General features: G+C 60.4%; 9 protein-coding genes. 2 read left to right on the top strand and 7 right to left on the bottom strand.

What is annotated here, in order from left to right:
* Nucleotide 1 precedes the first annotated feature (1 nt).
* The 6 genes from ACR0JI_RS08145 to ACR0JI_RS08120 all read right to left on the bottom strand — a co-directional run bounded on the left by ACR0JI_RS08145 (nucleotide 2) and on the right by ACR0JI_RS08120 (nucleotide 8,875).
* Nucleotides 2-1,375: a multicopper oxidase family protein gene (locus ACR0JI_RS08145; protein WP_480476540.1), complete on the bottom strand. Its 1,374-nt coding sequence runs from the start codon at nucleotides 1,373-1,375 to the stop codon at nucleotides 2-4.
* Between the two features lie 73 nt (nucleotides 1,376-1,448).
* Complete coding sequence (locus tag ACR0JI_RS08140) at nucleotides 1,449-2,090, bottom strand: cell wall hydrolase (RefSeq protein ID WP_480476538.1); 642 nt, start codon at nucleotides 2,088-2,090, stop codon at nucleotides 1,449-1,451.
* Between the two features lie 187 nt (nucleotides 2,091-2,277).
* Nucleotides 2,278-4,818 (bottom strand): putative PEP-binding protein, encoded by a 2,541-nt coding sequence (locus ACR0JI_RS08135; protein ID WP_480476946.1) that lies wholly within the window; start codon nucleotides 4,816-4,818, stop codon nucleotides 2,278-2,280.
* 89 nt (nucleotides 4,819-4,907) lie between these two features.
* Nucleotides 4,908-7,121 (bottom strand): glycine--tRNA ligase subunit beta, encoded by a 2,214-nt coding sequence (gene glyS, locus ACR0JI_RS08130; protein ID WP_480493430.1) that lies wholly within the window; start codon nucleotides 7,119-7,121, stop codon nucleotides 4,908-4,910.
* Nucleotides 7,122-7,130: 9 nt separating this feature from the next.
* Entirely contained in the window at nucleotides 7,131-8,378 is a 1,248-nt protein-coding gene (gltS, locus tag ACR0JI_RS08125) for a sodium/glutamate symporter (RefSeq protein WP_480493432.1), read from the bottom strand.
* A complete protein-coding gene (locus ACR0JI_RS08120) occupies nucleotides 8,354-8,875 on the bottom strand; it encodes a DUF6446 family protein (RefSeq protein WP_480493433.1) in 522 nt (173 codons plus the stop codon). The genes gltS and ACR0JI_RS08120 overlap by 25 nt, the downstream gene beginning before the upstream one ends.
* A 78-nt stretch (nucleotides 8,876-8,953) precedes the next feature.
* On the opposite strand from ACR0JI_RS08120, the gene ACR0JI_RS08115 reads away from it, so the two are divergent.
* Nucleotides 8,954-9,586, top strand: coding sequence for a MarC family protein (locus ACR0JI_RS08115; RefSeq protein ID WP_480493435.1), 633 nt, complete (start codon nucleotides 8,954-8,956; stop codon nucleotides 9,584-9,586).
* A 5-nt stretch (nucleotides 9,587-9,591) separates the two neighbouring features.
* Here ACR0JI_RS08115 and ACR0JI_RS08110 read toward each other — a convergent pair whose 3' ends face one another.
* A complete protein-coding gene (locus ACR0JI_RS08110) occupies nucleotides 9,592-10,524 on the bottom strand; it encodes a glycine--tRNA ligase subunit alpha (protein ID WP_267363360.1) in 933 nt (310 codons plus the stop codon).
* Between the two features lie 207 nt (nucleotides 10,525-10,731).
* Here ACR0JI_RS08110 and ACR0JI_RS08105 point away from each other — a divergent pair, with 207 nt between their 5' ends.
* Nucleotides 10,732-12,471: a serine protease gene (locus ACR0JI_RS08105; protein ID WP_480493437.1), complete on the top strand. Its 1,740-nt coding sequence runs from the start codon at nucleotides 10,732-10,734 to the stop codon at nucleotides 12,469-12,471.
* The last annotated feature ends 36 nt before the right edge of the window (nucleotides 12,472-12,507 follow it).

The following is a 12,507-nucleotide window of genomic DNA, read 5'->3' as shown; positions in this document are numbered from 1 at the left end:
GTCAGGTGACGCGAAACCAGCTCATCATACCCGAAGCGGCATGTCCCAGCATATGGCAATGCAACAGCCAGTCCCCCGGATTATCCGCGACCAGAGCGATCTGGCGGGTTTGTCCGCGATCAACCAAAACAGTATCGCGCCACGGGCCAAGCGATCCGTCCGACTGGATCAGTCGGAAGTGGTGACCATGCAAATGCATGGCATGTGGAAAGACTGTTTCATTGACGAACTCGATCTTGTGAAGGCCTCCGGTCCGGGCGTCCAGAAACGGGTCGGACGGGCGTTCCGCATAACCGTTCAGGGCCCAGAACCGGCCCAACTGCGCCAGTTCCTGGCCTGACAATTCTGTGTCCCCGATCCGGGCGCTGTCCAGCCAGCGCATCGCCCCGCCTTGCAGGGACATCCGGTGCAATGGTGCGGATGAGACATCCTCGATGACTGGCAAAGGGTTGGGCGGCAACGCTGACACGCCTTGTCGCGGCGCAGGTGCGAGAGGTTCGTCAACATCAAACCGAACGATGCCAAAGGCACCATCGCGCTCAACACTCACCAGACTTGCCGTATCGCCCGCAGCCACGACATCCACAACAAGATCGATGCGTTGTGCGGGGGCGATTGGGAAAGCCCCAGACAATGGGATCGGCTTTTCCAGTGGCATACCGTCAAGAGCGACGATCCAACCAGACAACCCGTCAAGATTCAGGTCAAAAATCCGCGCGTTGGAGGCGTTGATCAGGCGTAGCCGGAGACGGTCGTTCTGTCGCGCCTCAACGCGCGGGTCAAGGGATCCGTTGACAGTGATGATATTCCCCAGCCGACCAGCATGGCTGAGATCATGGCCATTGTCGAAATCATCCGTGATCTGAGCGGTTTCCGGATCAAGCCGCCAGTCGTCCAGCATCAGTACCAGATCCTGATCCACATCAGGGGCAGCAGTTTCTTCGACGATCAGCGGCCCGTAAAGCCCGCGCGCAACCTGTTCCATCGACTGGTTATGCGCATGGTACCAATAAGTCCCTGCGTCTGGAACGACGAAGGAGTAATCAAAGCTTGCGCCCGTCTCGACTGCGTCCTGCGTCAGGCCGGGCACGCCGTCCATGGCGTTTTCGATGCGAATTCCGTGCCAATGGACCGACGTGGCTTGCGGAAGCTGGTTCATCAGGGTGCGCTGGATGCGGTCGCCCTGCCTGACACGCAGTTCAACGCCGGGGACAGACCCGTCATATGTCCAGACTTCCGTTTCAGGATAACTTGCTGGCGCGATCGGGTGTTTGGCTACACGCGCATTAAGCGGTGCAAAACCCGCGCTGGCCACACGCGGCATCAGCAATGCTGCGGCGGCGGATTGCAAAAGGTGTCTGCGGTTCAAAATCATCACGGGCCTCCTGGCCCGCAATATAGGGTGCAACCTGCCCCACGCCAGCAAGCTTCCAGCGCGGGTGCGTCAATCAGTTGCTCGCTGTCCGGTAGTTGTGACGGTAAAAAACATGCACGCCGATTTTCGCGGTCTGTTTATAGACCCGCGACCAGGACGGGCGCACCGACGTCGTGTGATAGTGTGTTGCCCCTTCGGTCAACTCATCCGCCACGCCATCAATGGCTGCCCGCGCGACTTTCGCCACACGCTCATACGCCTTTTTCTCGTGGATGACTTCCTTGCGGCCATCGCAGGTATACGTGAACTGGCACTGGTATTTCTTGCCGGTCCCCTGATGGATCACCCCGCACAGGGAATCCGGGAAACGGCTGCTTTTGACCCGGTTCAGGATCACCTCGGCAACCGCGAACTGGCCGCGCACGCTTTCGCCGCGCGCCTCGAAGTACAGGGCTTCGGACAGGCATTTCCAGTTTTCACCACCGGAGGCCTTTGGTTGCTGGTCAAGCCAGTCTTTGGAGAAGGACACTTCGACAGGTTCAGCCGCCTTGCGGGGCTGGAACAGCTTGAAATAGTCCCGAAAACTTTGCGCTGGCAGCTCGCTGCGGGCGACAAGTTCTTGTTTTGCAGTATCAGTCGCTTCCTTCTCAGCGAAGGATGCACTCGGCAGAACGGTTGCCGCCACTGCGGCAACAGCCAATATGTAACGTAGCATCAGATAACCTCGCACAGGCACATCACGCGCCTTACCCTCCCCCGGCGGGCGCGACGAGGCTGATACCCCAGACTGACGCAAAGGTCCAGTATCTTGAAAAAAGCAAGTGGAAAATCGCCCGTAGCGAAAATATTTTTCGCCTACGAGTGACCGTATAACCCACTATTCCTTGGGGTTCGGCGCGGTGTCAACCCCCAAGTCTGGAGGAAATCGCCAGTTGAGCGGCAGCCAGCCGAGCGACCGGAACCCGGAACGGTGAGCATGACACATAGTCGAACCCAAGATCGCGGCAAATGGCGATTGATTCGGGGTTCCCGCCGTGTTCGCCACAGACCGAAAGGGTCACATCCGGCTTCGCGGCACGCCCGCGTTCTGCCCCGAGTTTCAGCAGCTCGCCCACCCCGTCCGGATCAAGGACATGGAACGGATCTTCGGTAAAGACCCCCTGCCGCACGTAAGCGGACATGAAACGACCGGCATCGTCGCGGGACAGGCCGTAGGTCATCTGCGTCAGGTCGTTCGTTCCAAAACTCATGAAAGCAGTCTGTGGCGCGATCTCTTCCGCGCGCAGACAGGCGCGTGGCGTTTCGACCATGACGCCCAGCCGATATTCGAACTTCTGCCCCCGTTCCGATTCAACGGCGGCGGCGACCGAGTCGATGCGGGATTTGACCAGTTCAACCTCGCGCTTGGCGGATACCAGCGGGATCATCACTTCGGGCACCACCGGAGCACCGTTTTTTCGGGCGTCAAGCGTGGCTTCAAAAATCGCGCGCGCCTGCATGTCGTAGATCTCGGGTACGGTGACACCCAGACGAACGCCGCGCAGGCCCAGCATGGGGTTGTATTCGGTCATCGCCTCAACCCGGCGTTCGACGTCGGACACGGGCAGGTCCAGCGCCTCGGCCAACTCCCGTTGCCCGGTGCGCGTTGTCGGCAGAAATTCATGCAAGGGTGGATCGAACAGGCGGATGCAGACAGGCTGACCTTCCATGATCCTGAACAGCTGAACGAAATCCTCGCGCTGCATCGGAAGCAGGCGTTCCAGCACCGCCGCCCTGCCCGCCGAGGTTTGCGCAAAGATCATTTCGCGCATCACGATCAGACGGCCGGGGTCAAAGAACATGTGTTCGGTCCGGCACAGACCGATCCCCTGGGCCTGAAAGTTCCGGGCCGTCTGCGCATCAGCCGGTGTGTCGGCATTGGCGCGGATTTCGATGTCACGCTCGGCATCGGCCCAGCCCATCAGTGTCTGGAAACAGTCATCCAACGCGGCCTCGAGCATGGCGGGCTGACCGGCCAGCACCTGACCCGAGCTGCCATCAATGGTGACAATATCGCCGGTTTTGAATACCCGGCCATCCGGTGCGGTCAGCATCTTGTCTTTCGTCTGAAACCGCATTTCCGAGGCCCCGACGATACAGGGCAGACCCAATCCGCGCCCGATCACGGCCGCGTGGCTGGTCATGCCGCCTTTTTCCGTCAGAACCGCAACGGCGGCGTGCATCCCGCGCACATCCTCGGGCGAGGTTTCCCGGCGCACCAGAACACATGCCTCGCCACGGGCGGCACTGGCCTGTGCTTCGGCCGAAGTAAACACGATCTTGCCGGTCGAGGCACCGGGGCTGGCACCAATGGCCGTGGTCAGCACATCGCGTTGCGCATCGGGGTGGACCTGACGGTGCAGTAGTTCGTTCAGCGCGTGCGGGTCGACACGCATCACCGCCTCTTGCGGCGGTATGATACCGTCTTCGGCAAGACGTACGGCAATGCGCATGGCCGCGCGGGCCGATCGCTGCACCCGGACACCATCGAGAATATGCACGGTGCCGTCCTGAATGACGAATTCGACCTGCATCTCTTCGCGCAGTTTCTCGCGCATCAGCGCGGCCTGAGCCTTGACCTCGGCGAAAGCATCTGGTGCGACCTCTTCCAGCGAGGGGCCGCGCGGGTCTTTTTCCAGAAACAGGGCTGCCACATCTTCACCCAGCGCATCGCGCCCCTGACTCTGGCTTAGATAGCGGCCGGTGATTTGTGGCATTCCGGTTGTGGAATCAACCAGTTGCAGAACGCCCGATCCGCATTCCCCTTTCCCGACGCCGGGGATCATCTCTTGGATGACCAACCCAAGCCCGGCATCTGCGGGTGCCCCCTTGGCCTGCCGCAGCAAGCGCGCAGACGTCCCGTCCCATGCACGCGCCATCGAGCGCAGAACACCGATCAGCTGTTCGCCCCTGTCCTGCGGAAAGACCTCGTCGGTTTCATCCTCGTAGGCGCGCAGCGAGTGGCGCAACCCCTCGCGGCCATCAGCTTCGATGTCATCGAACACATCCGCATCCAGCCGTGCCACGTGGATCGCATAGCTTTGAACGAACCGCAGATACAGAGCTGCGGCGGCCTCGGCGCCCATGGTGTCGGACAGGTCGACATAGCGCGCGTCGTTCATTCCGATATTGAGAACCGCGCCGGGGCCGCCCCAATCGGGATCTTCGGAACTGGGTCGGACGCATAGCAACGAGGTCGGGTCGAACTGTTCGAGGATCGCCGCAATATCCGGGATCGCCCCTTCTGCAATCTGGTGAACGGCATCAAATGACAGCGCAACGGTTCGGGGCACCGGCAGGTCCAGCCGGACCAGACGTTGCAGACATTTGGCCCGCCCGCCATGTGTATGGGCGGTGACAGGCGCGTCGGATGTAATGAGCGTTGTATTCGGATTATTCTGCACTGCAGCACCTTTTGGTTTGTCTGCAGCATAGGCGCTTGCGCCCTTCACGCAAGTGCGTTGTGGGCGCGCCTGCCAGCGCGCCCGGTCGTTTACCCTTCGATCCGGGTCAGATCGGCCACGCTGGAGCAGATCTGCCGGATCTGGCTGAGCAGGTTCAGCCGGTTGCGGCGAACAATGTCATTGTCGGTGTTGACCTGCACATCCTCAAAGAACGCGTCCACCGGCCCGCGCAGCCCCGCCATGGCGGCCATGGCCGTGGGGAAATCTTCGGATTTCAGCGCGGGTTGGATTTGCGCATGTGCTGCATCCAAAGCGGCAAACAATGCCTTTTCGCTGTCGGTCTCGGCGAATTTCACATCCGCACCGTAGGAATATTCCACCCCGTCCTTTTCTTCGGCCTGGGTCAGGATGTTGTTGGCGCGCTTGAAGCCCTGCACGAGGTTTTCGCCATCTTCAGTCGCGATCACCGCGTTCAGCGCGCGGGCGCGATTCACCAACAGGTTGAGATCATCATTGCCGTCCATCGCGATACAGGCGTCAATGACGTCGTGACGGATGCCTTCGTCGCGGAGGAAGACCTTGAGGCGGTCGTGGAAGAAGGAAAGGAGGTCAGCAGCTTTTGCAAAGGCCTCGCCTGCCAATGAGCCCAGGCTTTCTTGGAATAGTTCAAGGTTTTTTTCCTTAGCAATTGCAAGCGCCTCATTCGCCAATGGGTCTTCCAATTCCTCCAGTTTGTCCAATACCTCTCCCAACGGCTGCCCTTCACGAACGGCTGCAAACTTCAATATTGGATTAACCAATGCCAATTTGAGTTCAATGGATAGCTCATTCTCCAGCACCAACCGGATAACCCCCAGCGCCGCACGGCGCAGGGCAAACGGGTCTTTCGAGCCAGTAGGCTTTTCATCAATCGCCCAGAACCCGGTCAGTGTATCCAGCTTGTCGGCCAATGCGACGGTCACCGACAGCGGAGCGGTGGGGACATCATCCGACGGCCCCAAAGGCGAGTAGTGCTCTTGCGCGACGGCGGCCACGGCGGCATCTTCACCTGCCGCTTCGATGTAATACCGCCCCATAAGGCCCTGAAGCTCGGGGAATTCGTAGACCATTTCCGAGCTGAGGTCGGCCTTGGCCAGGCGCGCGGCTTTTTCAGCCTGATCGGCATCGGCACCGGTCACTGGTGCCAGTTCGCGGGCCAGCGCGGCGATACGACCGATCCGGTCGGCTTGCGTTCCCAGTTTGTTGTGGAAGGTGACGTTTTCCAGCGCGCGGGTCCATTGTGCAATGTCCGATTTGGCGATGCGCAGGTCATTTTCCCAAAAGAACTTGGCATCGGCAAGACGGGCTGAGAGCACTTTCTGATTGCCCGCTAGAATGGTCGCGCCATTGTCCGCGGTTTCGCGGTTCGCAACAGTGACGAACCGTTCAATCCGGCCCGTTTTGGGATTGCGGACCGAGAAGAACTTCTGGTGTTCTTTCATCGAGGTTTGCAGCACCTCGGGCGGCAGGTCGAGGAATTCGTCGTCGATCCGCCCCATCAGAACGACCGGCCATTCGACCAGCCCGGCGACCTCGGCCAGCAGGCCCTTGTCTTCGACCAGCTCAAGACCAGCGGCAAAGGCCATGTTCTGGGCGTCGTTCCAGATGTGCTGGGCGCGTTCCTCGGGGGACAGGACGACAAAAGCCCGCTTCAGCTTGGCCGCGTAATCGCCGAAAGACGTGACCGAAAAGCGGTTGGGCGCCATAAAGCGGTGGCCTGCTGTGGTGTCGCCGGACGAAATGCCGTCGACATCCATTGGCACGACCTGTGCCCCGGCCTCATCCGTCAGAATGCACAGGATCGAATGCAGCGGACGCACCCAGCGCAAGCTGCCACTGCCCCAGCGCATGGACTTCGGCCAAGGGAAATTGCGGATGGTGGTTTCGAGCACTTCGGCAATGACCTCGGCCGCGGGGCGACCGGCCCTTTCGATGGTGGCGAAATAGATGGCCCCCTTGGGCGTTTCGCGTTCTTCCAGCTGATCACGGGTCAGGCCCGCGCCGCGCAGGAACCCTTCGATTGCCTTGTCGGGTGCGCCTACTTTTGGGCCCTTGCGTTCTTCCCGGATGGTGGGGCTTTTCGCCAGCAGCCCCTCGACCGCCAGCGTCAGTCGGCGGGGCGTGGTCAGGGCGGCCGCGCTTGCATAGGTCAGACCGGCCTCGACCAGACCATCGGTAATCCGCTTTTTCAGATCCTCGCCGGCACGGGCTTGCATCCGTGCGGGGATCTCTTCGGAGAACAGTTCGATCAGCAGGTCGGGCATTGTCGGTCCTTAGAAATTGACGATCGTCTGAATGACGATGGCATTGGCGATATCCACAAAGAAGGCGGATACAAGGGGCAGCACGATAAAGGCAATAGGCGATGGGCCATATCGCTTGGTCACGGCTGTCATATTTGCGATAGCGGTGGGTGTGGCCCCCAACGCAAAGCCGCCAAACCCGGCGGCCAGTACAGCGGCGCGATAGTTGGACCCCATGACCGGGAACAGCACCCAGAGGACGAACAGCACCGCGAACACCGTCTGCGCTGTCATGATCACGGCAATGGCCATGCCCAGCTGCGCAATGGTCCAGAGTTGCAGGCTCATCAGTGACATTGCCAGAAACGCGCCCAGCGCAAATTCCGAAATCAACGCCAGCGACGGTGAGCGCGACACTTTCGGAGCATCGGGAAACAGCGCGTCCCGCAGATTGGCGATCACGATGCCCATGATCAGGCAGGGCACGAACAGCGGCAGTTTCAGCCCGGCGGCGGCAATTGATTCATTCAGCGCATATCCCGAGATGATCGCCAGGTTCAGGTGCAGCAAGACGCGCATGACGGTCAGATGATCGATGTTTGCGGTGTGCCCGTCATGCTCATCCGGCAATCCGATGCTGGGTTCTTCGTCAGGGCGGTCAGGCGTCAGGCCGCGCCGTTCGACCAGCAGGCGCGCAATCGGGCCGCCAACCAGCGCGGCAAGCACCAATCCAAGGGTGGCGACGGCCACACCCAGTTCGGTCGCGCCGTCAAGGCCCGTTGCCTGCGCCACGTCCGGCGCCCATGCGATTGCCGTACCGTGCCCACCGATCAGGGCCGCCGATCCGAACAACACACCGGCCTGTGCGGGATAGCCGAATATCACCGCCCCAGCCGCGCCAATCACATTCTGAAAGACTATCGTCGTCAGAGTGAGAATCAAAAGCAAGATTAACGGCTTACCGCCCGCAATGAGGTCAGACAGACGGGCGTTCAGGCCGATCCCGGCAAAAAACAGGACCAGCAGGAAATCGCGGGCTGTCAGGCCAAAGGACAGTTCGATCCCGAAGACCAGATAGAGCGTCAGAACCACCAGCGAGGCCAGCAGGCCCCCTGTCACGGGTTCGGGGATGTTGAAATTGCGCAGGGTAGCGACACGGGCATTGATCTCGGCCCCGATCAGATAGACCGCAAACCCCAGAGTGGCCGTCAGGAAATCGGGGATTTCTATGACATGGCCCACGGTCTGCTCCTTCAGTTTTCCGGGCGCGGCGGACATTCCTCGCCCACGACGGTACCGTCATAGGCTTTTTCACCGCAATTGTTCAACGCGTGCCAGACATAACCCTTGCCATCTTCGGTGATCGCCACGATCCGGTCGACGCCGAAATGGATGTTCTTCACCCCCATGAACGCCCGCGCCTGCCCGGATTCAAGCGCATCCGCCAAAGACACCGCATCGTAGCATTCAAACCATCCCGGTGCGGTCAGGGGTTCGGAGTTTTCGACAGGCACGTATCCAGCCATCTGGTCCGGCGACAATTCGGTCTCGAAACAGGCGCGATACCGAATAGGCGAACTGTCGGCGTCAATTGCCTGAAACCCGGAATAGGCGATGGGTTCCGGCACACCGCCTGCATCCGTCATCAGGGCAACGTCCTGCCCCGGTTGCGGTTCGACCTCATAATAATAGCCGTAGACCTGTAGATAATACATGCCGAGGCCTGCCACGATGGCCGACAGCAGCAGAAGAATTGCCAGCAGTTTTCCCGTCATCTTTCAGGCCGCCTCTTTCAAGTTCTTGTAAAATAGGACAGGTTTCATCGGGGAACAGGCAGAAACGAGGTCTACACGATGGAATCCACCTTTGCCGTCGGATTTTTCGGCGCATTGTTTGCGATCATGAACCCGGTCACCAACCTGCCGGTGTTTCTGAGCGTCACTCAGGACCTGTCCGCCACCGAACAGCGCAAGATTGCGGTCAAAACCGTGATCTACTGCCTGATCCTTGGCGGTGCCTTTGCCCTGGTCGGTAGTCAGGCGCTTGGCCTTTTTGGCATCAGCGTCAATCATCTGCGCGTCGCCGGTGGTCTGGTTGTCATGATGATCGGTCTGAACATGCTGAACGGACACGAAAGCACCTCTCACCACGGGACGAAGGGGGAAAAGGACGCTTACCCCGAACCCGACACCGTCGCCTTTTATCCGCTGGCCTTTCCCATTCTGGTAGGCCCCGGCACCATCACCACGCTGATCCTGTATGCACACCAGATCAAGAAGCCCGTAGAAGCCTTTGTTTATGCAGGCGTATTCCTTGCCGTTGTTGGCCTGCTTCTGATCACGTTCTGGAATGCGGCCTGGCTGGCCCAACGCCTGTCCGACACCGCGCGCGTGATCATGAGCCGCTTTATGGGGATGATTCTTGCGGCTATCGCCGTCAGCATGATCGCGGACGGCCTGAAAGCCCTGTTGCCGGGACTGGCCTGATCGCCTCATCCGGCGCTGAACCCGGCGGCCTCGGTCTGCACAAAGGCATCCGCGCATTGCTTGGCCAGCGCCCGCACGCGCCCGATATAGGCCTGCCGTTCGGTGACCGAGATCACACCCCGTGCATCCAGCAGATTGAAGATGTGTGACGCCTTGATGCACTGGTCATAGGCCGGATGCGCCATGATGATGCGCTTGCCGGTTTTCGGATCGTCATGCGCCTGCGCCAGGATCGTGGCGCATTCAGCCTCGGCCTCTTCGAAATGGCGCAGCAGAACCTCGGTATTGGCCACGTCAAAGTTCCAGCGGGCGTATTCCTCTTCCGTCTGCTTGAAGATATCGCCGTATTTCAGCGGGCTGGGTGATTGCGGATCGTTGAACGGCATGTCCATCACGTGGTCGATGCCCAGCACATACATGGCCAGACGCTCGAGACCATAGGTCAGCTCACCCGAGACAGGCGTGCAGTCATGGCCGCCGACCTGCTGGAAATAGGTGAACTGGCTGACTTCCATTCCGTCACACCAGACTTCCCAGCCAAGCCCCCATGCGCCCAGTGTGGGGCTTTCCCAGTCGTCTTCGACAAAGCGGATATCATGCAGATCCATGTCGATGCCAATGGCCTGAAGGCTGCCCAGATACAGCTCCTGCAAATCCGGAGGGCTGGGTTTGATCAGCACCTGATACTGGTAGTAATGCTGAAGCCGGTTCGGGTTTTCGCCATAACGCCCATCCGTGGGACGGCGCGACGGCTGAACATAGGCTGCGGCCCATGCCTTGGACCCCAGCGCCCGCAAGGTGGTTGCGGGATGGAACGTCCCTGCCCCGACCTCCATGTCATAGGGTTGCAGAATCGCACAGCCTTTCGAGGCCCAGTAGGACTGAAGCCTGAGGATGATTTCCTGAAATGAACGCGGTGCGCTGGTCGGTTCGGTCATGACATTCCCTCTGGGCGCCCCGTGCGCCCGGTTCCGGTCGGTTTGGCCCTTCCTATGCAAGGGGCCGAGGGGCGTCAACGGGGCTTTGGGCTGTGGCTGTATCTGCGCGGCCACACCACAAATTCCCCGCATTCTCAGCATGGTATTTGGCAAATGAAATCGCGTATTCTGCACCTCAGTACAAACACCGCATAACACGGGCAGACAATGACACGCGTATTTTCAGCAATTCTTTTGTTTCTTCTGGTCGGCCTGCGCGCCGCGACCGCACAACAAGACCCCGGCGTCTGGGTTCAGGTCGAGGCGCAGCCGTCGCTGCGCGAAGCGCAGGACCGGGCGCAAGCCTATGCCAGCACCCTGCCCGATGTGAACGGGTTTCGGCTGAACAGTGGCTGGTATGCCATCGTCATTGGCCCCTATTCGCGCGGCGATGCCGAGCAGGTTTTGCGCGTATACCGGGCTGAGGGACAGATCCCGCGTGACAGCTTTGTCGCGTTTTCAAGCGCGTTGGGGCAGCAATTCTGGCCCGTCGGCGAAAACGCGGTAAACCGCGACGTCGTAAGCGCGCCGACGGAACCGGCAGCACAGGCGGAAGAACCCGTGGCGGTTACGACCCCACAGGTTTCGGATGAAACCCGCGCACAAGCGCTGCAATCCGAGCGTCTTTTGACCGCGCAGGAACGGAAAGACCTGCAAACGGCCCTTCAGGCGGCGGGTTTCTATAATTCGACCATCGATGGCGCTTTCGGTCAGGGAACCCGCCGGTCGATGGGCGATTGGCAGCGGTTCAACGGCTATGAGGCGACGGGCGTTCTGACCACGGTGCAGCGCAAGGCCCTGATGGATGAATACAACGCGCCGCTGATCTCGGCCGGGATGGACCGGTATTCCGACGACGCGGCCGGAATTGCGCTGGACATGCCGTTGGGTACAGTCAGCTTTGACCGCTATGAAGCTCCGTTCGTGCATTTCAAAAGCGCCTCGGATCTGAACGCCCAGGCCCTTTTGATCAGTCAGGAGGGTGACAAGAACACCTTGCGCGCCCTTTACGAGGTGATGCAGTCGCTTGAGGTTGTTCCGCTGAACGGCCCGCGCGAGCTGGGTCGCGACCAGTTTACCCTTGAAGGGCGCGGCAATGGGATCGTGTCATTCACGCAGGCGCGGCTGGATGATGGAAAGATCAAGGGCTTTACACTCGTCTGGCCCGAAGGGGACGAAGCGCGCCGCCTGCGTGTTCTGGCTGCGATGGCGACCAGCCTGAGCACAACGGACGCGGTTCTGGATGCCGCCGCCGGTGCGGATGCGGAACAGCGCATCGATCTGGTCTCGGGTCTTCAGATCCGCAAGCCCCGGTTGTCGCGGTCGGGCTTTTTCGCTGGTGCGGACGGCACGGTTCTGACGGTGTCCGAAGCCGCCGAAAGCTGCACCCGGATCACTCTGGAAGGGGATCAGGAGGTTCAGCTGGCGCTGACGGACCCGGAGCTTGGTGTTTCGGTTCTGCGTCCTGCAAAAGCTCTTGCCCCTATGAGTGTTGCTGCTTTCAGCACCACCCAACCGCGCATCCAGTCCGAAGTGGCCGTATCCGGCTTTTCCTACCAGGGGGCTTTGGGCGCACCGACGCTGACCTACGGCCAAATCGCGGATATCCGTGGCCTGAACGGCGAGACGGGTGTCAAACGGCTGGCGCTGAACGCACAGCCCGGCGATGCGGGTGGGCCGGTCTTCAACGACAGCGGCAACGTGGTTGGCATGCTGCTGCCCACACCGTCCGAGGGGCGCACCCTGCCCGCGTCAGTCAGCCTTGCGGCAACGGTCGAGCGGTTGACAGAAATCCTGACGAAAGCCGGTGTTTCCGGTCAGTCGAGCGAGGAAACCACCCGGATTTCCCCCAACGAGCTGAACCGGCGCGCGACCGGAATGACGGTTCTGGTGCATTGCTGGGATTGAACGCGCGCAGATATTGAAACCAGACATTGAAACATC

This window comes from Ruegeria sp. N10, assembly GCF_056531545.1.
Note: the sequence above shows the minus strand (reverse complement) of the source record. Positions and strands in the feature narration are given on the sequence as shown.

Coding starts and splice junctions, on each gene's coding strand:
- ACR0JI_RS08145 (WP_480476540.1), bottom strand. CDS start 1,375: ATGATTTTGAACCGCAGACACCTTTTGCAATCCGCCGCCGCAGCATTG.
- ACR0JI_RS08140 (WP_480476538.1), bottom strand. CDS start 2,090: ATGCTACGTTACATATTGGCTGTTGCCGCAGTGGCGGCAACCGTTCTG.
- glyS (WP_480493430.1), bottom strand. CDS start 7,121: ATGCCCGACCTGCTGATCGAACTGTTCTCCGAAGAGATCCCCGCACGG.
- gltS (WP_480493432.1), bottom strand. CDS start 8,378: ATGTCCGCCGCGCCCGGAAAACTGAAGGAGCAGACCGTGGGCCATGTC.
- ACR0JI_RS08120 (WP_480493433.1), bottom strand. CDS start 8,875: ATGACGGGAAAACTGCTGGCAATTCTTCTGCTGCTGTCGGCCATCGTG.
- ACR0JI_RS08115 (WP_480493435.1), top strand. CDS start 8,954: ATGGAATCCACCTTTGCCGTCGGATTTTTCGGCGCATTGTTTGCGATC.
- ACR0JI_RS08110 (WP_267363360.1), bottom strand. CDS start 10,524: ATGACCGAACCGACCAGCGCACCGCGTTCATTTCAGGAAATCATCCTC.
- ACR0JI_RS08105 (WP_480493437.1), top strand. CDS start 10,732: ATGACACGCGTATTTTCAGCAATTCTTTTGTTTCTTCTGGTCGGCCTG.